This window comes from Burkholderia sp. BCC1644, assembly GCF_902833225.1.
GTDB lineage: Bacteria > Pseudomonadota > Gammaproteobacteria > Burkholderiales > Burkholderiaceae > Burkholderia.
Map to the genome: position 1 here is coordinate 64669 of NZ_CADFEI010000005.1, position 24701 is coordinate 89369.

Genomic DNA, 24701 nt, shown 5'->3' on the forward strand with positions numbered 1-24701 from the left:
CGCCGAGGCGGGGTGTTTGTTTTTGCGCGCCCGGCGCGAACCGGGCGGGCGGCCGATGACAGGCGATCAGTGCACGACGCGGTCGAACACGAACTTGCCGTCGTGGATGTCGACCGGAATCACGTCCTTCGGACCGAAGCGGCCCGCGAGGATGAGCTTCGCGACCGGGTTCTCGATCTCCTGCTGGATCGCGCGCTTCAGCGGCCGCGCACCGAACAGCGGATCGTAACCGACCTTCCCGATCTGTTCGAGCGCGGCTTCCGACACCTCGAGCGCCATGTCGAGCTTCGCGAGCCGATCGTGCAGGCGCGCCAGCTGGATCTTCGCGATCGACTCGATGTTGCTGCGGTCGAGCGCATGGAACACGACGACGTCGTCGATCCGGTTCAGGAACTCGGGGCGGAAATGCTGCTTCACCTCGAGCCACACCGCGTCCTTGATCTCTTCCTGCGGCGCACCCGTCATCGCCTGGATCACCTGCGAGCCGAGGTTCGACGTCATCACGATCACCGTGTTCTTGAAGTCGACCGTGCGCCCCTGCCCGTCCGTCATGCGGCCATCGTCGAGCACCTGCAGCAGCACGTTGAACACGTCCGGGTGGGCCTTCTCGATCTCGTCGAGCAGGATCACGCTGTACGGCTTGCGGCGCACGGCTTCCGTCAGGTAACCGCCTTCCTCGTAGCCGACATAACCCGGCGGCGCGCCGATCAGCCGCGCGACGCTGTGCTTCTCCATGAACTCGCTCATGTCGATGCGGATCAGGTGCTCTTCCGAATCGAACAGGAACGACGCCAGCGCCTTGCACAGCTCGGTCTTGCCGACCCCCGTCGGGCCGAGGAACAGGAACGAGCCGTACGGACGGTTCGGATCGGCGAGACCCGCACGCGAACGGCGGATCGCGTCGGCCACCGCGCCGATCGCCTCATGCTGGCCGACCACGCGCTCGTGCAGCTTTTCCTCGATGTGCAGCAGCTTCTCGCGTTCGCCCTGCATCATCCGCGACACGGGAATCCCGGTCGAACGCGACACGACTTCCGCGATTTCCTCGGCGCCGACCTGCGTGCGCAGCAGGCGCGGACGCGTCGGGTTGTGCTGCTCCTGCTCTTCGGCCTGCGTGACCTGCTTCAGCTGCGCCTCGAGCTGCGGCAGCTTGCCGTACTGCAGTTCGGCGACCTTCTCCAGCTTGCCGTCACGCTGCAGACGCGCGATGTCCGCACGCACCTTCTCGATCTCTTCCTTGAGCTGTGCGCTGCCCTGCACCGCGGCCTTCTCGGCGGTCCAGATCTCTTCCAGGTCCGCGTACTCGCGGCCGAGGCGCTGGATCTCTTCCTCGATCAGCTGCAGGCGCTTCTGCGACGCTTCGTCCTGCTCCTTCTTCACGGCTTCGCGCTCGATCTTCAACTGGATCAGACGACGGTCGAGCTTGTCCATCTCTTCGGGCTTCGAATCGATTTCCATCTTGATCTTCGAAGCGGCTTCGTCGATCAGGTCGATGGCCTTGTCGGGCAGGAAGCGGTCGGTGATGTAGCGGTGCGACAGCTCGGCCGCGGCGACGATCGCCGGGTCGGTAATGTCGACGCCGTGGTGCAGTTCGTACTTCTCCTGCAGCCCGCGCAGGATCGCGATCGTCGCCTCGACGCTCGGCTCGTCGACGAGCACCTTCTGGAAGCGGCGTTCGAGCGCGGCATCCTTCTCGATGTACTTGCGGTATTCGTCGAGCGTGGTCGCGCCGATGCAGTGCAGTTCGCCGCGCGACAGCGCCGGCTTCAGCATGTTGCCCGCATCCATCGCGCCTTCGGCCTTGCCCGCGCCGACCATCGTGTGGATTTCGTCGATGAAGACGATCGTCTGGCCTTCGTCCTTCGCGATGTCGCTGAGCACGGCCTTCAGGCGCTCCTCGAACTCGCCGCGGTACTTGGCACCCGCGAGCAGCGCGGCCATGTCGAGCGACAGCACGCGCTTGCCCTTCAGCGTTTCCGGCACTTCGCCGTTGACGATCCGCTGCGCGAGCCCTTCGACGATGGCCGTCTTGCCGACGCCCGGCTCGCCGATCAGCACCGGGTTGTTCTTCGTGCGGCGCTGCAGGATCTGGATCGAGCGGCGGATTTCGTCGTCGCGGCCGATCACCGGATCGAGCTTGCCCGCCCGGGCGCGCTCGGTCAGGTCGACCGTGTACTTCTTCAGCGCCTCGCGCTGGCTTTCCGCGTCCTGGCTATGGACCTGCGAGCCGCCGCGCACGGCAGCGATCGCGGCTTCGAGCGCCTTGCGCGTGAGGCCGTGCTGGCGCGCGAGCTTGCCGGCTTCGCCCTTGTCGTCGGACACGGCGAGCAGGAACATCTCGCTCGCGATGAACGTATCGTTGAGCTTCTGCGCTTCCTTGTCGGCCTGGTTCAGCAGCCCGGCCAGCTCGCGGCCGATCTGGATGTCGCCGCCCGTGCCCGTCACTTGCGGCAGGCGCGAGATGGCTTCGTTCAGCGCGCCTTGCAGCGCCTGGATGTGAACACCCGCGCGCGACATCAGCGAGCGGGCGGAACCGTCCTGCTGCGCAACCAGTGCGGCCAGCACGTGAACGGGTTCGATGTATTGATTGTCGCGGCCGGCCGCAAGGCTTTGCGCGTCGGAGAGTGCTTCCTGGAACTTGGTGGTGAGCTTGTCGATTCTCATTTAGTCGAGACCTCCAATTTTCGATTAACACCAAGATGAGGATGGTTATGCGGCTTTCAAGCGAAATTCGGGTTGATTCAGCGCAAAAATTGCTGGATTGGCTGGAAGCGGCCCCGGGACGGGCCACGCTCGGATTGCGGGACGCGGCGCCCGTGTGTCAGCCGGCCGCCGACGGCGGCTCGGCGGTCGCCGGCGTGTCGTCCTGCAACGATTCGGCACGCACGAGCGCGATCGGGCGGATGCCGAGCAGCGCCGCGAGCGGCGACGCGGGCTCGACCAGTTCGCCGAGCCGGTGACGATCGAGTTCGGCGAAAAACGCGTCGCGCGCGGCGGCCAGCACCCCCTTCAGGCGGCACTGCGGCTCGATCACGCAACCGCGCGATTCGCCGCTGTCGGTCGAAAAGCAGCCGACCAGCGCGAAGTCGCTCTCGGTCGCGCGCACGACCTGGCCGACCGTCAGCTCCAGCGATTCCGGAAAGAGCCTCAGCCCGCCGTTGCGGCCGCGAACCGTGTCGACCCATCCCAGCTCGCCGAGCTGCTGCACGACTTTCATCAGATGGTTCTTCGAAATGCCGTAGGCATCCGAGATCTCCTGGATCGTCGCGAGCCCCTCGCCGCGCACGGCAAGGTACAGCATCACGCGCAGCGAATAGTCGGTGTAGTCGGTGAGTCTCATGAGCGGATACGGAAATGATCGATCGTGCCCCGATGACGTGAACCGGGCCGATCGCGATGCGCGCGGATCCGGCCGATGGTCCCGTTCCACGGCCTCGGGTTGCCGGGATCGCGTGCACGCAATAAGATGCGTGACATCTACACGTTTTTCAGGGGGTATTGGACGCTATTTTGCGTCAAAATCCGACCGGCGTCCTAACTGATGCCCACGCCACCGCCCGCCTGCGCCCCGATCTACCGGCCCTTTTTGCCATGACTGCCCTGCCCGCCTCGCCCGAATCCGCACCGGCCCGCCCTCGCGACGCCGAGCCGACCGAAGACAACATCCGCGATCTCGTCTACGCGTTCTACGACCGCGTGCGCGCCGATCCGCTGCTCGGGCCCGTGTTCGACGCGAAGCTGGCCGGCCGCTGGGACGACCACCTGCCGAAGATGGTCACGTTCTGGTCGAACCTCGTGCTCGGCACCAGGGGCTACCGCGGCAACGTGCAGCAGGCGCACCAGCCGCTCGACGGGATCGAGCCGGCCCATTTCAGCCGCTGGCTGGCGCTGTTCCTGAAGACTGTCGAGGCGCGCTACGCGCCGCCCGCGGCGATCCGCTTCATGGAGCCCGCGCTGCGGATCGCGCAGAGCCTGCAGTTGAGCCGGTTCGGCTGGGACTATCAGATTCCGCCCGAGCAGCAGGCGCTGCTCGATGCGATCGCGCCGCGCCGCCGCGGCGGAGACGACGCGGGCGACGATCCGCACGCGTTGCCGTCGCGTGCCCGCGGCGAACCGTTTCCGACGAAGATCATCGGGCGCGGCGTCGATCCGGACGCGTAACGCGCGAACCGCGATGCCCGGCGAACACGCCACCTGCGGCACATCGCCGCATCGTTTGTCCGGATGCCCCGTTCAGCGCGGCGTATTGCCCGACTCGACACCCCAGCGCGCGAGCGCCGCATCGTCGGTGCTGCGCGCATCGACCCACCGCTCGCCGTCCGGTGTCGTTTCCTTCTTCCAGAACGGCGCCTCGGTCTTCAGATAGTCCATCACGAACTCGCACGACGCGAACGCGTCGCCGCGGTGCGACGCGACCGTCGCGACCATCACGATCTGGTCGAGCGGCAGCAGCTTGCCGACGCGATGCACGATCGCGACGTCGATGCCCGGCCAGCGCCGGCCGGCCTCGGCGGCGATCTTCTCGAGCGCCTTCTCGGTCATCCCCGGATAGTGCTCGAGCTCCATCGCGGCGACCGCATCGCCTTCGTTCAGGTCGCGCACCGTGCCGACGAAGCACGCGACCGCGCCGATCTTCGGGTTGCGCGCCCGTAATGCCGCGACTTCGGCGTTCAGACTGAAGTCGTCGGTCTGGATTCGTATCGTTGCCATTACCCGTTCCTGTCGACCGGAATGAGCGCGTTAGCGTCTACTCCGGTCCCATGCAAAGCTCAACCGCCCGTCACCGGCGGAAAGAACGCGACCTCGCAGCCTTCGGTGAGCCGCGTGTCGGGATCGGTCATCTCGTGGTTGCACGCCATGCGCAGCGCGCGCCCTTCGGCGAGCGTCTCGGCCCACGCGCCGCCGCGCACGCGCAGCCATGCGCGCACGTCGCCGACGGTCGTCACGCTGTCCGGCACGTCGGCCTGTTCGTCGGCGACACCGAGTGCCTCGCGGACGCTTGCAAAAAATTTCAGCTGAATCTTCATGGTTCGGGAAGCCGTCGCGTTACGACAGCAGTTCGGAAAACGGAATGAAGCGCACGGTCTCGCCGGCGCTGATCGCGTGCTGCGGCGGATTGTCGATCAGGCCGTCGCCCCAGACCGTCGACGTCAGCACCGCCGAGCTCTGGTTCGGGAACAGGTCGAGGCCGCCGGCCGCATTGACGCGCGCACGCAGGAATTCGTTGCGCCGGTCGCCCTTGCTTTGCGAAAAGTCCGCCCGCAGCGACAGCGCGCGCGGTGCGACGTCGCGCACGCCGGACAAGCGCAGCAGGAACGGCCGCACGAACAGCAGGAACGTGACGAAACTCGACACCGGGTTGCCGGGCAACCCGATGAAGTGTGCATCGGGGCGATCGTCGCCGCGACGCACCGCGCCGTATGCGAGCGGCTTGCCGGGCTTCATCGCGATCTGCCACAGCGCGAGCCGCCCTTCGGACTCGACCGCCGGCTTCACATGATCCTCGTCGCCGACCGAGACACCGCCGCTCGTCAGGATCACGTCGTGATCGCGCGCAGCCTCGCGCAGCGTGTCGCGCGTCGCGGCGAGCGAATCGGGCACGATCCCGTAGTCGGTCACGTGGCAGCCGAGCCGCTCCAGCAACCCGCGCAGCGTGAAGCGGTTCGAGTTGTAGATGGCGCCGGGCTTCAGCGGCTCGCCGGGCATCGTCAGCTCGTCGCCGGTGAAGAACACCGCGACGCGAATCCGCCGTGCGACCGACAACTGCGCGCAGCCGACCGAGGCGGCCAGGCCGAGCGCCTGCGGCGTGAGCCGCGTGCCGGCCGGCAGGATCACCGAACCCTGGCGGATGTCCGCGCCTTGCGCGGTGATCCACTCACCGGCCTTCGGCGTGTGCAGGATCTCGACCGCGTCTCCGTCGGCCGATGTCTGCTCCTGCATCACGACCGCGTCGGCGCCGGGCGGCACCGTCGCACCGGTGAAGATCCGCGCGGCCGTGCCGGCCGCGAGCGGTTGAGCCGGATGGCCGGCCGGAATGCGCTGCGACACCGGCAACCGCCGATCGCCGTGCAGCAGGTCGGCGACGCGCACCGCATAACCGTCCATCGCGCTCGTATGCATCGGCGGCACGTCGAGCGGCGAGCTCACGTCGGCGGCCAGCACGCGGCCGAGCGCATCGAGCGTGACGACGGTTTCGGCGCCGGGCAGCGGCTTCGCGGCATCGAGCAGCGCGGCCAGCGCCTCGGCGGTCGACAGCATCGGCGCGCGCGGCGCCGCGGGATTCGGGTTCGACATCGATGTGATCGGGGATCGTTGGAGTCAATACGTCATTGTAGCGACGCCGTCGCACGGACGCGCGATATGGCGGACATGCGAAAACTGTGATCGGTGCGAACGCGCGGGTCTGGCACTTGTTTCGCGCGACAGGCGATGCCCGGGCGCCAAACGAAACGGCCGGAACCCCGATCCGTTCGACGAATCGGCATTCCGGCCGTCCTGCGCAGCCGGGCCCGCGGGCCCGGCCGTGCGTCATGCGCCCGTGTGGGCGACGATGAAGTCCTTCACCTGCCGGGCATCGGCCTTCACGACCTCGAAGCGCTGCGGCAGCGCCTCGAGCCCGTCGAATGCGGCCGGCCGCTCGGCTTCGCGATCGAGCGCTTCACGGATCGTCTCGCCGAACTTGATCGGCTGAGCCGTTTCGAGCACGACCATCGGCACGCCTGCATCCAGGTGCTCGCGCGCGACCTTCACGCCATCGGCCGTGTGCGTATCGATCATCGTGTCGTAGCGCGAGAACACGTCACGGATCGTCGCGATACGGTCGGTGTGGCTGCTGCGGCCCGACACGAAGCCGAACTCCGCGACGCGCGCGAAATCGCCGCTCGCCGCGAGATCGAAACCGCCCTTCTCCTCGACATCGCGGAACAGCTGCATCACGCGCGCCGGATCGCGGCCGAGCAGGTCGAACACGAAGCGCTCGAAGTTCGACGCCTTCGAGATGTCCATGCTCGGGCTGCTCGTGTGATACGTGTTCTCGGCGCTGCGCACGCGATACGCGCCCGTACGGAAGAACTCGTCGAGCACGTCGTTCTCGTTCGTTGCAACCACGAGCTTCGCGATCGGCAGCCCCATCATCCGCGCGATGTGACCCGCGCAGACGTTGCCGAAGTTGCCCGACGGCACCGTGAACGACACGCGCTCGTCGTTGGACTGCGTCGCTGCGAAGTAACCCTTGAAGTAGTACACGACCTGCGCGACGACACGCGCCCAGTTGATCGAGTTGACGGTACCGATCTTCTGCTGCGCCTTGAACGCGTGATCGTTCGACACGGCCTTCACGATGTCCTGGCAGTCGTCGAACACGCCTTCGACCGCGAGGTTGAAGATGTTCGGATCCTGCAGGCTGAACATCTGTGCCGTCTGGAACGCGCTCATCTTCTTGTGCGGCGACAGCATGAACACGCGCACGCCGGCCTTGCCACGCATGGCGTACTCGGCCGCGCTGCCGGTATCTCCCGACGTCGCGCCGAGGATGTTCAGCGCTTCGCCGTGCTTCGCGAGCGTGTACTCGAACAGGTTGCCGAGCAGCTGCATCGCCATGTCCTTGAACGCGAGCGTCGGGCCGTTCGACAATTCGAGCAGCGACAGCGCCGTGCCGTTCTCGGTGCCGAGCGTCTTCAGCGGCGTGATGTCGGACGCGTTCTCGCCGTGGCGCGTGTTGCTGTACACGGCGGCCGTGTACGTGCGGCGCGTGATCGCGCGCAGGTCGTCGGCCGGCACGTCGTCGCAGAACTTCGACAGGATCTCGAACGCGAGATCCGCATACGACAGCGCGCGCCAGCGCGCGAGCTCGTCGGCGGACACCTTCGGATACTCGGCCGGCAGGTAGAGCCCGCCGTCCTTCGCGAGGCCGCCGAGCAGGATGTCGGAGAACGTATGGCGCTCGCCGATGCCGGCGCCGCGCGTGGAGATGTAGTTCATGTCGCCTTCCGTCCTCAGTTCAGCGCTTCCATGCGCAGCTTCGTCACCTTCGACACGACCGTCGCGAGGCTCTCGATTTGCGCGATCGCCGCATTGACGTTCTTCTCGACCGTTTCGTGCGTGATCAGGATGATGTCGGTTTCGCCGTTCGCGTCGTCGACCTGCTCCGACTCCTTCTGCAGCAGCGCGTCGATCGAGATGCCCGACGCGGCGAGGATGCGCGTGATGTCGGCCAGCACGCCGGTCTGATCGGCGACGCGCAGGCGCAGGTAGTAGCCGCTCGTCACTTCCTCGATCGGCAAGATCGGCGTGTTCGACAGGCTGTCCGGCTGGAACGCGAGATGCGGCACGCGGTGCTCCGGGTCGGCCGTATGCAGGCGCGTGACGTCGACGAGATCCGCGACCACGGCCGATGCGGTCGGCTCCGCGCCCGCGCCCTTGCCGTAGTACAGCGTCGTGCCGACCGCGTCGCCGTGCACGACGACCGCGTTCATCGCACCCTCGACGTTCGCGAGCAGGCGCTTCTCCGGGATCAGCGTCGGATGCACGCGCAGCTCGATGCCGTTTTCGGCGCGGCGCGTGATGCCGAGCAGCTTGATCCGGTAGCCGAGCTCTTCCGCGTAGCGGATGTCGGTCGCGTCGAGCTTGCTGATGCCTTCGACGTATGCGCGGTCGAACTGCACCGGCACGCCGAACGCGATCGCGCTCATGATCGTCGCTTTGTGCGCGGCGTCGACGCCTTCGATGTCGAAGGTCGGATCGGCTTCCGCGTAGCCGAGCTCCTGCGCGGCCTTCAGCGCGGTCGCGAAGTCGAGCCCGCGGTCGCGCATTTCCGACAGGATGTAGTTGGTCGTGCCGTTGATGATGCCGGCGATGTACTGGATACGGTTCGCGGTCAGGCCTTCGCGCAGCGCCTTGATGATCGGGATGCCGCCGGCGACGGCCGCTTCGAACGCAACCATCACGCCCTTTTCGCGCGCCGCTTCGAAGATCTCGGTGCCGTGCACCGCGAGCAGCGCCTTGTTCGCCGTCACGACATGCTTGCCGTTCGCGATCGCGCGCAGCACGAGCTCCCGCGCGATGCCCGTGCCGCCGATCATCTCGGCGATGATCGCGATCGACGGATCGTCGACGACTGCATTGAAGTCGTCGGTGATCTGTGCGGCGGCGGCGTCACCGCCGAGCGCTGCCTGCGCCTTGGCCGGGTTGCGCACGGCAATGCGCGCCACCTCGATGCCGCGCCCCGCGCGTCGCTTGATTTCTTCCTGGTTGCGGCGCAGCACCGTGAAGGTGCCGCTGCCCACCGTGCCGAAGCCCAACAGGCCAACTTTGATCGGTTCCATGCTGCGTGTGATCGATGAGTAAGAAGTAGTGAATTCCGTGTGACCCTGCCCGCTCAGACCGAATGGCGCTTGCGGTAGCCGTCGAGGAAGCGTGCGATCCGGTTGATCGAATCGGTCAGGTCGTCGAGGTTCGGCAGGAAGACCACGCGGAAGTGGTCGGGCGTCGCCCAGTTGAAACCCGTGCCCTGCACCAGCAGCACGCGCTCCTCGAGCAACAGGTCGAGAATGAATTGCTGGTCGTTCTGGATCGGGTAGAGCTTCGGGTCGAGGCGCGGGAACATGTACAGCGCGGCCTGCGGCTTCACGCAGGTCACGCCCGGGATCGACGTAAGCATGTCATACGCGAGCTCGCGCTGCTTGAAGAGACGCCCGCTCGGCACGATCAGCTCGTTGATGCTCTGGTAGCCGCCGAGCGCCGTCTGGATCGCGAACTGCCCGGGCACGTTCGCGCACAGGCGCATCGACGACAGGATGCCGAGCCCCTCGAGATAATCCTTCGCGCGCCGGCGGTTGTCGCCGCCGAGGCCCGACACGGCCATCCAGCCCGCGCGGTAGCCGCACGAGCGATAGCTCTTCGACAGGCTGTTGAACGTGACGGTGATCACGTCTTCCGACAGCGAACCCATCGCCGTGTGCTCGAGGCCGTCGTAGACGATCTTGTCGTAGACCTCGTCGGCGAACACGATCAGCCCGTGCTGGCGCGCGATGTCGAGCAGCTCGAGCAGCAATTCGTCGGAATAAAGCGCGCCCGTCGGGTTGTTCGGGTTGATGACGACGATCGCCTTCGTGTTCGGCGTGATCTTGCTGCGGATGTCGTCGAGATCGGGCATCCACGCGTTCTGCTCGTCGCACACGTAGTGCACGGGCGTGCCGCCCGACAGGCTCACCGCCGCCGTCCACAGCGGGTAGTCGGGCGCGGGCAGCAGCACTTCGTCGCCGTCGTTCAGCAGCGCCTGGGTCGCCATCACGATCAGCTCGGACGCGCCGTTGCCGATGTAGATGTCATCGAGGCCGACGCCCACGACGCCCTTTTCCTGCGTGTAGTGCATCACGGCCTTGCGCGCCGAGAACACGCCCTTCGAATCCGAATAGCCGGACGACGCCGGCAGGTTGCGGATCATGTCCTGGATGATCTCGTCCGGCGCGTCGAAACCGAACGGCGCGAGGTTGCCGATGTTCAGCTTGATGATGCGGTGGCCTTCTTCCTCGAGGCGCTTCGCGTGCTCGAGCACCGGGCCACGGATGTCGTAGCAGACGTTGAGCAGCTTGTTCGACTTCTGAATCGGTTTCACGACGACACGGTTCCTGGGTTGGCCTCGCGGCCGGGGGGGACGGGATCAAAACTGGAAAGCGGCCGGTCTGTGCGCGCTGTCTAGACTGGGAAAAAGCGGGCGGTCGGACGCGGCTTGTGGCGACGCACGACGCAAGTGGCGCCCGGGGGCGACCAAAAAGTTATAATTTAGCGGATTTTGGCCGACTTTCGCAATGCACCATAGCCGCGCCGGGCTCACGCCGCCGGGCGTTCCCACGTGGCCAGGCGCGCGAAACCGGCCAACCGGGCCCCTGCGGCCCTGCGAACCATTCCCCTACGGAACCGCGGAATACCGATTTGAAACTGCACCAGGACACGAGCGGCGCGCTCAATACCGTCACCGGCTACGGCCCCGATTACGTCGACGTCAATCTCGAACGCCATGAAACGAGCGTCATCGTGCTGCCCGGCGCGCCGGTCCAGGCATGGCCCGTGTCGTCGTTCGACGCGCTCGCGCCCGAGCATTTCGCGATGCTGCTCGACCCGACGCCCGAACTCGTGATCTTCGGCAGCGGCGCGCGGCTGCGCTTCCCGCACCCGCGGCTCGTCGCGGCGCTCACGGCCAAGCGGATCGGCGTCGAGACGATGGATTTCCAGGCGGCCTGCCGCACCTACAACATCCTGATGGCCGAGGGCCGGAAAGTCGCCGCCGCGCTCTTAATTGAACGTTAATCCCCGATGCGGTAAAACTCGGGCCGGCGCAGCGGGTCGATCCCCCCGATCGGCCCGGCCAGGCCGCCCGCCCCCGGCGCAACCCGCCGGCGGCCCGTCACAACAACCAACAGGCTGAAAATCCATGAACGATACGCCGTCGAGGCTACCGCTCAATCGCATCACGCTCGTCCTCCTGCTCGTCGCGCTCGCGATCGTCTGGTTCGCGCCGCTCGGGCTGCGCCACCTGATCCCGAGCGACGAAGGCCGCTACGCGGAAATGGCGCGCGAGATGTTCGTCACCGGCGACTGGATCACGCCGCGCTACAACGGCTACAAGTACTTCGAGAAGCCGCCGCTCCAGACCTGGCTGAACGCGCTCACGTTCGCGTGGTTCGGCATCGGCGAATGGCAGGCGCGCCTCTACACGGCCGTGGCGAGCTTCGCCGGCGTGCTGCTCGTCGGCTACACCGGCGCGCGCCTGTTCAACCCGCTGTCGGGCTTCCTCGCGGCCGTCGTGCTCGCGTGTTCGCCGTACTGGAACCTGATGGGCCACTTCAACGCGCTCGACATGGGGCTCGCGTTCTGGATGGCGCTGTCGCTCTGCTCGCTGCTGCTCGCGCAACGGCCCGGGCTGCGTCCGGCCGCGGTGCGCGGCTGGATGTGGACGTGCTGGGCCGCGATGGCGTTCGCGGTGCTGTCCAAGGGCCTCGTCGGCCTGATCCTGCCCGGCGCCGTGCTCGTGCTCTATACGCTGATCGCGCGCGACTGGGCGCTGTGGAAGCGCCTGTACCTGGTCAGCGGCCTCGTGATCTTCTTCGCGATCGTCACGCCGTGGTTCGTGCTCGTCCAGCAGCGCAACCCCGAATTCTTCAATTTTTTCTTCATCGTCCAGCAGTTCCGCCGGTACCTGACCCCGGAACAGAACCGCCCGGGCCCGCTGTACTACTTCGTACCGGTGCTGCTGGTCGGCTTCCTGCCGTGGCTGTCGGTCGCGTGGCAGAGCATCCGCCATGCGCTGCGGATGCCGCGCCAGCCGAACGGCTTCTCGCCGATGCTCGTGCTGCTGATCTGGAGCGCGTTCATCTTCCTGTTCTTCAGCACGTCGCATTCGAAGCTGATCTCCTACGTGCTGCCGGTCGCGCCGGCGCTTGCGCTGATCATCGGCGCGTACCTGCCGCTGATGACGGCCGACCGGTTCCGCCGCCACCTGCTCGGCTACCTCGTGTTCTTCGTCGTCGCGGCGTTCGGGCTCATCTTCCTCGCGTACCAGGGCGACGCCCGCACGCCGAATGCGCTGTACCGCGTGTTCCAGATGTGGCTGTACGCGGGCCTCGCGGTCTCGGCCGCGCTGACGCTCGCGGCCGCATGGCTGAACCGTCGCACCGGCGTGGCCGCCGCGATCACCGCATTCGGCGCCGCATGGCTCGCGTTCGGCACGATCGGCGGCACCGGGCACGACGAGTTCGGCCGCTACAGCTCGGGCGCGCTGCTCGCCCCCGCCGTGCGCGCCGAACTGGCGAAACTGCCGCCCGACACGCCGTTCTACTCGATCGAGATGCTCGACCACACGTTCCCGTTCTACATGGGCCACACGACGATCATGGTCCAGCGCCAGGACGAGCTCGCGTTCGGGATCTCGATGGAGCCGAACAAGTGGATTCCGACCGTCGACGAATGGATCACGCGCTGGAAGCAGGAAACCCATGCGCTCGCGATCATGCCGCCCGGCCAGTACGACACGCTGGTCAAGCAAGGCGTGCCGATGCGCGTGATCGCGCGCGACAACCGCCGCGTGATCGTCGAGAAACCGCAATCGTAAGGACGCCCGTCGCATGAATCCCGTTTCGTTGGTCTGCATCGTCACCGGCGTGATGCTCAACGCCGTTGCGCAACTTTTGCTGAAAGCCGGCGTCAACGCCGTCGGGCACTTCGAATTCAGCCGTGCGAACATCATCCCGGTCGGCCTGAAGATCGCGACCCAGCTGCCGATCATCGGCGGCCTCGGCTGCTACGTGCTGAGCGTCGTGGTCTGGATTCTCGGGCTGTCGCGGGTCGACGTGTCGATCGCGTATCCGATGCTGTCGCTCGGCTACGTCGTCAACGCGTTCGCGGCCTGGTACCTGTTCGGCGAGGTGCTGTCGGTCCAGCGGCTCATCGGGATCGGCATCATCCTGATCGGGGTGGTCGTGCTCGCACGCAGCTGAGCACGCCCCGCGGCGTTAAGCGTCCGCCTACAAAAAATCACGGTGCGAATCCGCCAACCGGTGTTTAATGCCGGTTTCGGGCGGGATCGCCCGACCCTTTTATTACACGCCATTACAGGCCAACGCGTTCATGAGCCAGAATACCGCTCCGTTTCTGCCGTTCACCCGCCCGGAAATCGACGAGGAAACCATTCAGGGCGTCGTCGAAGTGCTGCGCTCGGGCTGGATCACCACCGGCCCGCAGAGCCAGAAGTTCGAAGCGGCGCTGTCCGAGTACTGCGGCGGCCGTCCGGTCCGCGCGTTCAATTCGGGCACCTGCACGCTCGAGATCGGCCTGCGCATCGCGGGTGTCGGCGCCGGTGACGAGGTCATCACGACGCCGGCGTCGTGGGTCTCGACCAGCAACGTGATCATCGAAACGGGCGCGACGCCCGTGTTCGCCGACATCGATCCCGTCACGCGCAACATCGACCTCGACAAGCTCGAGCAGGCGATCACGCCGCGCACGAAGGCGATCATCCCCGTGTTCCTGTCCGGCCTGCCGGTCGACATGGACCGCCTGTACGCGATCGCGCGCGCACACAAGCTGCGCGTGATCGAAGACGCCGCGCAGGCGTTCGGCTCGACGTGGAACGGCAAGCGCATCGGCGCGATCGGCGACATCGTGTCGTTCAGCTTCCACGCGAACAAGAACCTGACGACGATCGAAGGCGGCGCGCTCGTGCTGAACAACGAGGACGAAGCGACGCTCGCGCAGAAGTACCGGCTGCAGGGCATCACGCGCACCGGCTTCGACGGGATGGACTGCGACGTGCTCGGCGGCAAGTACAACCTGACCGACGTCGCCGCCCGCGTCGGCCTCGGCCAGCTGCCGCACATCGACCGCTTCACCGCGCAGCGCCGCGCGCTCGCCCGTGCGTATTTCGACGCGTTCGACGGTAGCGCGGCCGTGACGCTCGGCGTCGGCCTGCCGGTTGCCGACTTCGAGAACAGCAACTGGCACATGTTCCTCATCACGCTGCCGCTCGAGCGGCTGACGATCACGCGCGCCGAGTTCATGGCGCAGCTGAAGGAACGCGGCATCGGCACGGGCATCCACTACCCGGCGATCCATCTTTTCACGCTGTACCGTGCGCGCGGCTTCAAGGAGGGCATGTTCCCCCACGCCGAACGGTACGGCGCGTCGACCGTCACGCTGCCGCTGTTCACGCAGATGACGGAAGGCGACGTGCGTCGCGTGGTCGACGCCATCAACCAGATTTGCGAACAATACGGAAAATAAGCGTACATGAGTCACCTTGAAGCACGCGCCGGGCATCCGGGCGCCGGACACCTGGACGCCGGCCGGCCCGAAGTATCGGTCATCATCCCCGTGTACAACGAGGAAGATGGCCTCGCCGCGCTGTTCGCGCGACTGTATCCGGCGCTCGACGCACTCGACACGTCATACGAAGTGATCCTGATCAACGACGGCAGCCGCGACCGCTCGGCCGCGATGCTCGCCGATCAGTTCCACGTACGGCCGGACACGACGCGCGTCGTGCTGCTCAACGGCAACTACGGCCAGCACATGGCCATCCTCGCGGGCTTCGCGCAGTCGCACGGCGAGATCGTCATCACGCTCGACGCCGACCTGCAGAACCCGCCCGAGGAAATCGGCAAGCTGATCGCGAAGATGCGCGAGGGCTACGACTACGTCGGCTCGATCCGCAAGCAGCGCCAGGACAGCCTGTGGCGGCGCAAGGCGTCGCAGATGATGAACCGGCTGCGCGAGCGCATCACGCGCATCAAGATGACGGACCAGGGCTGCATGCTGCGCGCGTACAGCCGCCGCATCATCGACACGATCAACGTGTGCGGCGAAGTCAACACGTTCATCCCCGCGCTCGCGTACACGTTCGCGCAGAAGCCGACCGAAATCGAGGTCGCGCACGAGGAGCGCTTCGCAGGCGAATCGAAGTATTCGCTGTACAGCCTGATCCGGCTGAACTTCGACCTCGTGACCGGCTTCTCGGTCGTGCCGCTGCAGTGGCTGTCGTTCATCGGCGTGATCCTGTCGCTCGGCTCCGCCGCGCTGTTCGTGCTGCTGCTCGTGCGCCGCTTCATCGTCGGCGCGGAAGTGCAAGGCGTGTTCACGCTGTTCGCGATCACGTTCTTCCTGCTCGGCGTGATCATCTTCGCGCTCGGCCTGCTCGGCGAGTACGTCGGCCGCATCTACCAGCAGGTGCGCGCACGGCCGCGCTACCTGATCCAGGCCGTGCTCGAGCAGCACGACGGCATGCCGCCGGTGCCCGCCGGCGCGAACCGCACGGGAGCCGGCCAATGAAGCCGCGCGCGGTCGTCTTCGCGTATCACAACGTCGGCGTGCGCTGCCTGCAGGTGCTGCTCGCGCGCGGCGTCGACGTCGCGCTCGTCGTCACGCACGAGGACAACCCGAACGAGAACATCTGGTTCGGCAGTGTCGCGTCGGTCGCGGCCGAGCACGGCATTCCGGTCGTCACGCCGGCCGATCCCGCTGATCCGGCACTGCGCCGCGCGGTATCCGACGCGCAGCCCGATTTCATCTTCTCGTTCTACTACCGTCACATGCTGCCGGTGGACCTGCTCGCGGTCGCGCCGCGTGGCGCGTACAACATGCACGGTTCGCTGCTGCCGAAATACCGGGGTCGGGTACCGACCAACTGGGCCGTGCTGAACGGCGAGACCGAAACCGGCGCGACGCTGCACGAAATGGCCGCGAAACCCGACGCGGGCGCGATCATCGGCCAGACCGCGGTGCCGATCCTGCCCGACGACACGGCCACGCAGGTGTTCGACAAGGTCACGGTGGCCGCCGAGCAGACGCTCTGGCGCGTGCTGCCCGCACTGCTCGCGGGCGAGGCGGCGCACCTGCCGAACGATCTGTCGACCGGCAGCTACTACGGCGGGCGCAAGCCTGAAGACGGCCGCGTCGACTGGTCGAAACCGGCCGCGCAGGTCTACAACCTGGTGCGCGCGGTCGCGCCCCCGTATCCGGGCGCGTTTACGGACGTCGGCGGCACGCGTTTCGTGATCGCGCGCGCGCGCCTCGCGGCGCCCGGCAGCGCGGCAGCGGCCGCCGCGGCAGATTTGCCGCCCGGCCTGCACGTAAGCGATAATGCGCTATTCGGCGTCTGCGGCGACAGCCGCGCCCTATCCATTCTCGAGCTGTGGCAGCAGCGCGACGGCAGCGAAACCGTCGTGACGCCCGCGGAATTCGCGCAGTTCATTCATTCTTCCCGTCATTCATGAAAGCAAAAAAAGTCCTGATCCTGGGTGTGAACGGCTTCATCGGCCATCACCTGTCGAAGCGCATTCTTGAAACCACCGATTGGGAAGTGTTCGGCATGGACATGCAGACCGACCGGCTTGGCGATCTCGTCAACCACGAGCGGATGCATTTCTTCGAAGGCGACATCACGATCAACAAGGAGTGGGTCGAGTATCACGTGAAGAAGTGCGACGTGATCCTTCCGCTCGTCGCGATCGCGACGCCCGCCACCTACGTCCAGCAGCCGCTGCGCGTGTTCGAACTCGACTTCGAGGCGAACCTGCCGATCGTGCGTTCGGCCGTCAAGTACGGCAAGCACCTCGTGTTCCCGTCGACCTCCGAGGTCTACGGCATGTGCTCGGACGAGCAGTTCGACCCCGATGCATCGGCGCTCACCTACGGCCCGATCAACAAGCCGCGCTGGATCTACGCGTGCTCGAAGCAGCTGATGGACCGCGTGATCTGGGGCTACGGGATGGAAGGCCTGAACTTCACGCTGTTCCGTCCGTTCAACTGGATCGGCCCGGGCCTCGACTCGATCTACACGCCGAAGGAAGGCAGCTCGCGCGTGGTCACGCAGTTCCTCGGCCACATCGTGCGCGGCGAGAACATCAGCCTCGTCGACGGCGGCTCGCAGAAGCGCGCGTTCACCGACATCGGCGACGGCATCAGCGCGCTGATGAAGATCATCGAGAACAAGGACGGCGTCGCGTCGGGCAAGATCTACAACATCGGGAATCCGAAGAACAACTTCTCGGTTCGCGAACTCGCGCACAAGATGCTCGAACTGGCCGCGGAATACGCCGAGTACGCCGATTCGGCCAAGCAGGTGAAGCTCGTCGAGACGACCTCCGGCGCCTACTACGGCAACGGCTACCAGGACGTGCAGAACCGCGTGCCGAAGATCGACAACACGATGCAGGAACTCGGCTGGGCGCCGCAGGCAACGTTCGACGACGCGCTTCGCAACATCTTCGAAGCGTATCGCGGCCACGTCTCCGACGCGCGCGCGCTCGTCGAACAGCAAGGCTGACCGGGACGTTCGCTTGGCTCGCATCGTCCTCAAGATCGACGTCGACACGCTGCGCGGCACGCGCGAAGGCGTGCCGAACCTCGCACGCATCTTCGACCGCTTCAGTGCGCGCGCGACCTTCCTCTTCAGCCTCGGGCCCGATCACACGGGCTGGGCGCTGCGGCGCGTGTTTCGCCCGGGCTTCCTGAAGAAGGTGTCGCGCACGTCGGTGGTCGAACACTACGGCGTGAAGCAGCTGATGTACGGCGTGCTGCTGCCGGCTCCCGACATCGGCCGCCGCGCGATCGCCGACATGCGCGCGATTCACGAGGCCGGCTTCGAATGCGGGATCCACACGTGGGATCACGTGTACTGGCAGGACAACGTCCGCGCGCGCGATCGCGACTGGACCGCGCGTGAAATGCAGAAGAGTCACGCGCGCTTCATCGAGATCTTCGGCGCGCCGCCCGTCACGCACGGCGCGGCCGGCTGGCAGATGAACGATGCCGCGTTCGGGCAGATCGATGCATGGGGGATGCGCTACGCATCCGACGGGCGCGGCCATTCGCCGTACCTGCCCGTCGTCGGCGGCCGCACGCTGTCGCACGTGCAGATGCCGACCACGCTGCCGACGCTCGACGAAGTGCTCGGCATCGACGGCGTCGACACGCACAACGTCGCCGCGCACATTCTCAAGTTCACCGAAACCAATCCGCACGACCAGGTGTTCACGCTGCATGCGGAACTGGAAGGCCAGAAGCTCGCGCCCGTGTTCGAGCAGCTGCTCGCCGGCTGGCGCGCGCAAGGCCACACGTTTGCGACGATGGGCGACTACCACGCGACGCTGGACCGCGACTCGCTGCCATCGTACCCTGTCACGTGGGGCGAAATCCCCGGCCGCTCCGGCGAACTGATCGTCCAGCCCGACTGAGTTGAGTTCGCGCGCGAGCCGGCGTCGCCCGCAGCGCAGTTGCCACGCGCTGCCGCGACGCCCCGCCGCACCGCGCCGCCGCAGCGGCGCCTTTCCATAACAACAGGAGAAACACGTGTCTGTCGAAGTTGACCGTCAAGTTCCCGATTTCACCGCACCGGCCACGGGCGGCGACATTTCGCTGTCCGACCTGAAAGGCAAGAAGCTCGTACTGTACTTCTATCCGAAGGACAACACGCCGGGCTGCACGACCGAAGGGCTGCAGTTCCGCGATCTCTATCCGAAGTTCAAGAAAGCCGGTGCGGAAGTCATCGGCGTGTCGCGCGACAGCCTGCGCTCGCATGACAATTTCAAGGCAAAGCTCGAACTGCCGTTCCCGCTGATCTCCGATGCCGACGAAGCGCTGTGCGCGCTGTTCGATGTCATCAAGATGAAGAAAATGTATGGCAAGGAAGTGCGCGGAATCGAGCGCTCGACGTTCCTGATCGACGCCGACGGCGTGCTCCGTCAGGCATGGCGCGGCATCAAGGTGCCGGGGCATGTGGACGACGTGCTAAGTGCTGTACAAGCGCTTTGAGGCGCGTTATATTGGGCCGCAATGAATGCCAGTTCGCCCCATATTTCTCGTAGCTGCGCCGGTGCTCGATGCGATGCTTCCCGGCACTTGACGCGCATCACGACCGTATCAGCCGAGCCGCATGTCCCTGTCGACGGGGCAGCGGCTTTTTTTATGGATTGTGCGCCGGCCTTCGGTCCGGCCCTCACCCCGTCAAGGAGCTGATCGACACTTAGGCGAACCGGCTAGACGAAATTCCTGTGCGCCACCGCGCGCAAACTGCATGCGTCTACGTCACGCAGGATGCGATCAGCGGCGCACGCCATGCGACACGATTCCTCCCGAGGGACACCATGCCTTTGCCTACTCCCCCCAGCAAGCTCGGCAGCCTGCTGCCACCCGACGAATACAAGGCGAAAGCGCGGCCCGCGAAAGCCGCGAAGAAATCCGCCGAAGGGGACGCATCCACAGCCGGTGACTACGGTCCGGCGAGCGTGGCCCAACCGATGATCGAAGCCGCGAACACGGCCGCGCCGCTGCGCGCCGTCGCGTCTTCGGCGCAGGAAACCGCGAGCGCACCCGCACGCGGTCGCAAGACCAAACAGACGGCCGCACTGTTGCAGCCGATGCAGGCGCCCGCCGAACCCGCGGCGCCGGTCGTCGCGCGCAACGACAAGCCGGCTGCCGGCAAACCGGCCGCGGCGCCCGCGCGCGACAGCGGCGCCGCGACGAAGTCGCGCAGCCGCAAGCCCGCCGAAGTCGAACAGCAGAAACTGTTCGTGCTCGACACCAACGTGCTGATGCACGACCCGAGCAGCCTCTTCCGCTTCGAGGAACACGACGTCTATCTGCCGATGATGACGCTCGAGGAACTCGACAACCACAAGAAGGGGATGTCCGAAGTCGCGCGCAACGCACGCCAGGTCAGCCGCACGCTCGACGCGCTGGTCGCCGATGCGGGCCCGATCACGGCCGGCATTCCGCTGTCGCGCCTCGGCAGCCGCGAGGCGGTCGGCCGCCTGTACTTCCAGACGAAGCTCACCGACATCGCGCCGGTCGAAGGCTTGCCCGAAGGCAAGGCCGACAACCAGATCCTCGGCGTCGTGCGCGCGCTGCAGCGCGACCGGCCGGACCGCCAGGTCGTACTGGTGTCGAAAGACATCAACATGCGGATCAAGGCGCATGCGCTCGGCCTGCCCGCTGAAGACTACTTCAACGACCAGGTGCTCGAGGATTCGGATCTCCTGTACAACGGCGTGCGCGAGCTGCCGCAGGACTTCTGGACCAAGCATGCAAAGGGCATGGAGAGCTGGCAGGACACGAAGACGGGCACCACGTACTACCGCGTGACCGGACCGCTCGTCGCGTCGATGCTGGTCAACGAGTTCGTCTATCTCGAGCCGCAGAACGGCGAGCCGACGTTCCATGCGATCGTCCGCGAACTGAACGGCAAGACGGCGCTGCTGCAGACGCTGCGCGACTACAGCCACCACAAGAACAACGTGTGGGGCATCACCGCGCGCAACCGCGAGCAGAATTTCGCGCTGAACCTGCTGATGAACCCCGAGATCGACTTCGTCACGCTGCTCGGCCAGGCCGGCACCGGCAAGACGCTCGTCGCGCTCGCGGCCGGCCTCGCGCAGGTGCTCGACGACAAGCGCTACAACGAGATCATCGTGACGCGCGCGACCGTGCCCGTCGGCGAGGACATCGGTTTCCTGCCCGGTACCGAGGAAGAGAAGATGCAGCCGTGGATGGGCGCATTCGACGACAACCTCGAAGTGCTGCAGAAGACCGACGACGCTGCCGGCGAATGGGGCCGCGCTGCAACGCAGGAGCTGATCCGTTCGCGCCTGAAGGTGAAGAGCATGAACTTCATGCGCGGCCGCACGTTCGTCGACAAGTACCTGATCATCGACGAAGCGCAGAACCTGACGCCGAAGCAGATGAAGACGCTCGTCACGCGTGCGGGCCCCGGCACGAAGATCGTGTGCCTCGGCAACATCGCGCAGATCGACACGCCTTACCTGACCGAAGGCAGCTCGGGCCTGACCTACGTCGTCGACCGCTTCAAGGGCTGGGGCCACAGCGGCCACGTGACGCTCGCTCGCGGCGAACGTTCGCGGCTTGCCGACTACGCGTCGGACATCCTGTAACACCGCAAGCCGGCCGATCGGCCGGCTGTCGACGCCACACGGCGCTCCGTTTCCGGAGCGCCGTTTTTATTTGGGGTCGAAGGGAAAAGTAACGCTTCGTCACGCAACAACGCAGTTTACGCGCGAAACTTCAAGTAAATTCTCAAGAATGGTTGCTTAAGCCCCGCCGGAGCGTCTACCATCGGGTCTGTCTGTTGTCATACGATTCGCGAGCGCGCCGCGCTCGCCCGCCTCGCCATGCTTCGAATCTGGGTTCCCGTCGCCGTCGTTTCCCTGCTTGCGGCCTGCTCCAGCGTGCCGCCGCAGTCGGCATCGCGTCCCGCATCGGGCATGAAGATCACGACGCCGCGCGCGTTCCCTGCTCCGGCCAATTTCCCGAAATTCGTCGATCACAGTGTCGGCCAGGAAGAAATCTCGATCCAGGCGATGAGCCTCGTCGGCGTCCCGTATCGCTGGGGCGGCAACACGCCGACGAGCGGCTTCGACTGCAGCGGGCTCGTGCGCTACGTGATCGGCCGCGCGGCCGACGTGAACCTGCCGCGCACGACCGCCGACATGAGCGGCCGCGGCGTGTCGATCGAACCCGACGAGATCGCGCCGGGCGACCTGATTTTCTTCAATACGACCGGGCGGCCGCATTCGCACGTCGGCATCTATGTCGGCAAGCTGCGCTTCGTCAATGCGCCGTCGACGGGCGGCACCGTGCGGCTCGACTACCTGACGAACCCGTATTGGGCCAAGCGTTTCGACGGCATTCGCCGCGTCGCACCGCCGCGCACGGCACCGACGCCGTTCGATGCACCGACCTACGAGGCAAAGCGCGACGAGCCGCGCAATCCGCCGGCAGCTGCGCCGGCACCGGTGGTCGCGACTGCCGCTGCGCCGCGGCCGCCTGCCTATGCATCGTCGCAAGCGAAAACCACACAGGCGCCTGCACTCGCTCCGGCCATCGCTGCCGCGCCGGTCGTGACGACCGCCGCAGCAGCAACCCCTGCAGGCCCGGCCGCCGATCCGTACGAACCGCCGCCGCCGCGCATGCAGGCAGCGCAGCAACAGGCATCGTCCATGAATGACGGCATGACCGCGATGACGGCCAATGCAGCGCCTGCCGCCCCGGCGGAGTCCGGCACGCAGATTCCGACGACGGCCCTGACGGCCGCCCAGGCTGCCGCGTTCGATGCCGAACCGCCGCCCGCCACTGCGTCGGCAGCTCCGCGCGGTATCGAGCCCGCCCCCGTGCAAGTATTGCGGGCGTCGACGCAATCCGCGCCCGTCAGCCCCCGCACCAGTACGGCGGACGATCCGATCGCGCGATTCGCGAACGGAAGTTACTGACCGGTTGCCCGAACCCCGTCGGCGAGTATCGTTGGCGGCACCTGCCGCAGCGCCTCGCCTGCTCCGCCTGACATTCCCCCGCCCCAAAAGAAAATGCGCCGCAGCCTTTCGGCTTGCGGCGCATCGGATGTCGATCCGGCAGCGTCGACGATCAGAAGATCTGGTGGCCGAGCCACCATCCGCCGGCCGCGAACAGCGCAGCCGCGGGCAGCGTCAGCACCCACGCCCACACGATGTTGCCGGCGACGCCCCAGCGCACGGCCGACAGCTTCTGCGTCGCGCCGACACCGACGATCGCGCCGGTGATCGTATGCGTGGTCGACACGGGAATGCCGAGGAACGACGCGATGAACAGCGTGATCGCCCCGCCGCTTTCCGCGCAGAAACCACCGACCGGCTTGAGCTTCGTGATCTTCTGGCCCATCGTACGCACGATGCGCCAGCCGCCGAACAGCGTGCCGAGGCCCATCGACAGGTAGCACGCACCGATCACCCACGCCGGCGGCGCATCGGCGGTGGCCGATGCGTAGCCGCTCGCGATCAGCAGCATCCAGATGATGCCGATCGTCTTCTGTGCGTCGTTGCCGCCGTGGCCGAGACTGTACAGGCCGGCCGACAGCAGCTGCAACCGGCGGAAGCGCCGGTCGACCTTGCTGGGCGCGGTACGGAAGTACAGCCACGACACGCCGAGCATGAACAGCGAACCGAGGATGAAGCCGAGCAGCGGCGAAATGAAGATGAACGCAACCGTCTTCAGCAGCCCGTCGATGTTCAGCGAGCCCCAGCCCGACTTCGCGAGCGCTGCGCCGACGAGACCGCCGATCAGCGCATGCGACGAGCTCGACGGAATCCCGTAGTACCAGGTGATCACGTTCCAGCCGATCGCACCGACCAGCGCGCCGAATATGACGTAGTGGTCGACGATCTCGGGATCGATCGTGCCTTTACCGACGGTCTGCGCGACTTTGAGGTGGAAGATGAAATACGCGATCACGTTGAACGCGGCCGCGAACACGACGGCCTGCTGGGGCTTCAGCACCCCGGTCGACACGACGGTGGCGATCGAGTTCGCCGCGTCGTGAAAGCCGTTCATGAAGTCGAATACGAGCGCGACGAGCACAAGCGTCGCGACCATCCAGAGGGCGAGTTGTATCGAATGCATCGTGGTCCGCTCAGGCGTTTTCCAGCACGATGCCTTCGATGATGTTCGCGACGTCCTCGCACTTGTCGGTGATCTCCTCGAGCAGCTCGTAGATCGCCTTCAGCTTGATGAGCGTCTTCACGTCGTCTTCCTCGCGGAACAGCTTCGACATCGCCGCGCGCAGCACGCGATCGGCCTCCGACTCCCAGCGGTCGATCTCCTCGCACTGCTTGAGGATCTGTGCCGACTGCTTCATGTCGGACAGCAACCCGACCGCCTGTTGCACGTGCTGGGCCGACTGCGTGACGATGTGCGCGAGCTGGCTCGCCTCGGACGTGACTGCGCGCACGTCGTACAGCGACACGGCCGTCGCGACGTCTTCCATCAGGTCCAGGATGTCGTCCATCGTCGTGATCAGCTTGTGGATCTCGTCGCGATCGAGCGGCGTGATGAAAGTCTTGTGCAGCAGATCGATCGCCTCATGCGTGAGCTTGTCGGCGGCCTTCTCGGCGGTTTGCACGTTTTGCTTGTGAATCTCGGCGTCGGCGAGATTGTCGATCAGCAGTTCGAGCTCGCGGCCACCGGAAACGATGTGCTTCGCGTGCGCGTTGAAGAGTTCAAAGAACTTGCCCTCGGTGGGCATGAATCGACCGAACATGGGATTCCTGAGAGATTGTCAAACTACTGTCACGAAAACGGGCGACATTGTACCGTTTCCGGTCGAGACTCGGCGCGCACATATGCGCGCGCCGGGATTGAATACAACGTTTGGCGAAATAAGGGTTTAC

General features: G+C 66.0%; 22 protein-coding genes and 1 pseudogene. 12 read left to right on the top strand and 11 right to left on the bottom strand.

Annotated features, from left to right (window positions below):
• Positions 1–66: 66 nt before the first annotated feature.
• The gene (gene clpB / locus HWX87_RS11250) at positions 67–2664 is read right to left on the bottom strand and encodes an ATP-dependent chaperone ClpB (protein ID WP_176047207.1); all 2598 of its coding nucleotides are present in this window, start codon (positions 2662–2664) and stop codon (positions 67–69) included.
• A 157-nt stretch (positions 2665–2821) separates the two neighbouring features.
• On the bottom strand, positions 2822–3340 hold the full coding sequence (locus HWX87_RS11255; protein WP_176047208.1) for an Rrf2 family transcriptional regulator: 519 nt from the start codon (positions 3338–3340) through the stop codon (positions 2822–2824).
• A gap of 251 nt (positions 3341–3591) precedes the next feature.
• On the opposite strand from HWX87_RS11255, the gene HWX87_RS11260 reads away from it, so the two are divergent.
• Entirely contained in the window at positions 3592–4161 is a 570-nt protein-coding gene (locus tag HWX87_RS11260) for a group III truncated hemoglobin (protein ID WP_176047209.1), read from the top strand.
• 72 nt (positions 4162–4233) lie between these two features.
• Here HWX87_RS11260 and HWX87_RS11265 read toward each other — a convergent pair whose 3' ends face one another.
• The 6 genes from HWX87_RS11265 to HWX87_RS11290 all read right to left on the bottom strand — a co-directional run bounded on the left by HWX87_RS11265 (position 4234) and on the right by HWX87_RS11290 (position 10615).
• Positions 4234–4710: a molybdenum cofactor biosynthesis protein MoaE gene (locus tag HWX87_RS11265; RefSeq protein WP_176047210.1), complete on the bottom strand. Its 477-nt coding sequence runs from the start codon at positions 4708–4710 to the stop codon at positions 4234–4236.
• A 59-nt stretch (positions 4711–4769) separates the two neighbouring features.
• A complete protein-coding gene (gene moaD / locus HWX87_RS11270) occupies positions 4770–5027 on the bottom strand; it encodes a molybdopterin converting factor subunit 1 (protein WP_011352296.1) in 258 nt (85 codons plus the stop codon).
• 19 nt (positions 5028–5046) lie between these two features.
• Positions 5047–6294: a gephyrin-like molybdotransferase Glp gene (gene glp, locus HWX87_RS11275; protein WP_176047211.1), complete on the bottom strand. Its 1248-nt coding sequence runs from the start codon at positions 6292–6294 to the stop codon at positions 5047–5049.
• Between the two features lie 234 nt (positions 6295–6528).
• The gene (thrC, locus tag HWX87_RS11280) at positions 6529–7980 is read right to left on the bottom strand and encodes a threonine synthase (protein ID WP_176047212.1); all 1452 of its coding nucleotides are present in this window, start codon (positions 7978–7980) and stop codon (positions 6529–6531) included.
• A 14-nt stretch (positions 7981–7994) separates the two neighbouring features.
• A complete protein-coding gene (locus tag HWX87_RS11285; protein WP_176047213.1) occupies positions 7995–9323 on the bottom strand; it encodes a homoserine dehydrogenase in 1329 nt (442 codons plus the stop codon).
• Between the two features lie 53 nt (positions 9324–9376).
• A complete protein-coding gene (locus tag HWX87_RS11290; RefSeq protein WP_176047214.1) occupies positions 9377–10615 on the bottom strand; it encodes a pyridoxal phosphate-dependent aminotransferase in 1239 nt (412 codons plus the stop codon).
• Positions 10616–10932: 317 nt separating this feature from the next.
• Between HWX87_RS11290 and HWX87_RS11295 the strand changes: the two genes are divergently transcribed.
• The 9 genes from HWX87_RS11295 to HWX87_RS11335 all read left to right on the top strand — a co-directional run bounded on the left by HWX87_RS11295 (position 10933) and on the right by HWX87_RS11335 (position 19302).
• A complete protein-coding gene (locus HWX87_RS11295; protein ID WP_012328660.1) occupies positions 10933–11307 on the top strand; it encodes an Mth938-like domain-containing protein in 375 nt (124 codons plus the stop codon).
• Between the two features lie 124 nt (positions 11308–11431).
• Positions 11432–13108: a glycosyltransferase family 39 protein gene (locus HWX87_RS11300; RefSeq protein ID WP_176047215.1), complete on the top strand. Its 1677-nt coding sequence runs from the start codon at positions 11432–11434 to the stop codon at positions 13106–13108.
• A gap of 13 nt (positions 13109–13121) precedes the next feature.
• Complete coding sequence (locus HWX87_RS11305) at positions 13122–13493, top strand: SMR family transporter (RefSeq protein ID WP_176047216.1); 372 nt, start codon at positions 13122–13124, stop codon at positions 13491–13493.
• Positions 13494–13623: 130 nt separating this feature from the next.
• The gene (locus HWX87_RS11310; RefSeq protein ID WP_176047217.1) at positions 13624–14775 is read left to right on the top strand and encodes a DegT/DnrJ/EryC1/StrS aminotransferase family protein; all 1152 of its coding nucleotides are present in this window, start codon (positions 13624–13626) and stop codon (positions 14773–14775) included.
• 6 nt (positions 14776–14781) lie between these two features.
• Positions 14782–15819 (top strand): glycosyltransferase, encoded by a 1038-nt coding sequence (locus tag HWX87_RS11315; RefSeq protein WP_176047218.1) that lies wholly within the window; start codon positions 14782–14784, stop codon positions 15817–15819.
• The gene (locus HWX87_RS11320; protein WP_176047219.1) at positions 15816–16763 is read left to right on the top strand and encodes a formyltransferase; all 948 of its coding nucleotides are present in this window, start codon (positions 15816–15818) and stop codon (positions 16761–16763) included. Before HWX87_RS11315 ends, HWX87_RS11320 begins: the two co-directional genes overlap by 4 nt.
• Positions 16760–17815 (top strand): bifunctional UDP-4-keto-pentose/UDP-xylose synthase, encoded by a 1056-nt coding sequence (locus HWX87_RS11325; RefSeq protein WP_176047220.1) that lies wholly within the window; start codon positions 16760–16762, stop codon positions 17813–17815. Before HWX87_RS11320 ends, HWX87_RS11325 begins: the two co-directional genes overlap by 4 nt.
• 13 nt (positions 17816–17828) lie before the next feature.
• A complete protein-coding gene (locus tag HWX87_RS11330) occupies positions 17829–18725 on the top strand; it encodes a polysaccharide deacetylase family protein (RefSeq protein ID WP_176047221.1) in 897 nt (298 codons plus the stop codon).
• 115 nt (positions 18726–18840) lie between these two features.
• Positions 18841–19302 (top strand): peroxiredoxin, encoded by a 462-nt coding sequence (locus HWX87_RS11335; protein ID WP_006756046.1) that lies wholly within the window; start codon positions 18841–18843, stop codon positions 19300–19302.
• 192 nt (positions 19303–19494) lie between these two features.
• Here the strand turns inward: HWX87_RS11335 and HWX87_RS38305 are convergent.
• Positions 19495–19739 (bottom strand): annotated as a pseudogene (locus HWX87_RS38305) (hypothetical protein); the annotation flags it as partial.
• On the opposite strand from HWX87_RS38305, the gene HWX87_RS11340 reads away from it, so the two are divergent.
• Positions 19635–21437, top strand: a complete 1803-nt coding sequence (locus tag HWX87_RS11340) for a PhoH family protein (RefSeq protein ID WP_176047222.1) — start codon at positions 19635–19637, stop codon at positions 21435–21437. The pseudogene HWX87_RS38305 and the gene HWX87_RS11340 overlap by 105 nt on opposite strands.
• A 237-nt stretch (positions 21438–21674) precedes the next feature.
• Complete coding sequence (locus tag HWX87_RS11345) at positions 21675–22772, top strand: C40 family peptidase (protein WP_176047223.1); 1098 nt, start codon at positions 21675–21677, stop codon at positions 22770–22772.
• Between the two features lie 151 nt (positions 22773–22923).
• Here the strand turns inward: HWX87_RS11345 and HWX87_RS11350 are convergent, their stop codons facing one another.
• Both HWX87_RS11350 and HWX87_RS11355 read right to left on the bottom strand, forming a co-directional pair.
• Positions 22924–23934: an inorganic phosphate transporter gene (locus HWX87_RS11350; protein WP_021156518.1), complete on the bottom strand. Its 1011-nt coding sequence runs from the start codon at positions 23932–23934 to the stop codon at positions 22924–22926.
• Between the two features lie 10 nt (positions 23935–23944).
• Complete coding sequence (locus HWX87_RS11355; RefSeq protein WP_096503051.1) at positions 23945–24571, bottom strand: DUF47 domain-containing protein; 627 nt, start codon at positions 24569–24571, stop codon at positions 23945–23947.
• Positions 24572–24701 lie beyond the last annotated feature (130 nt).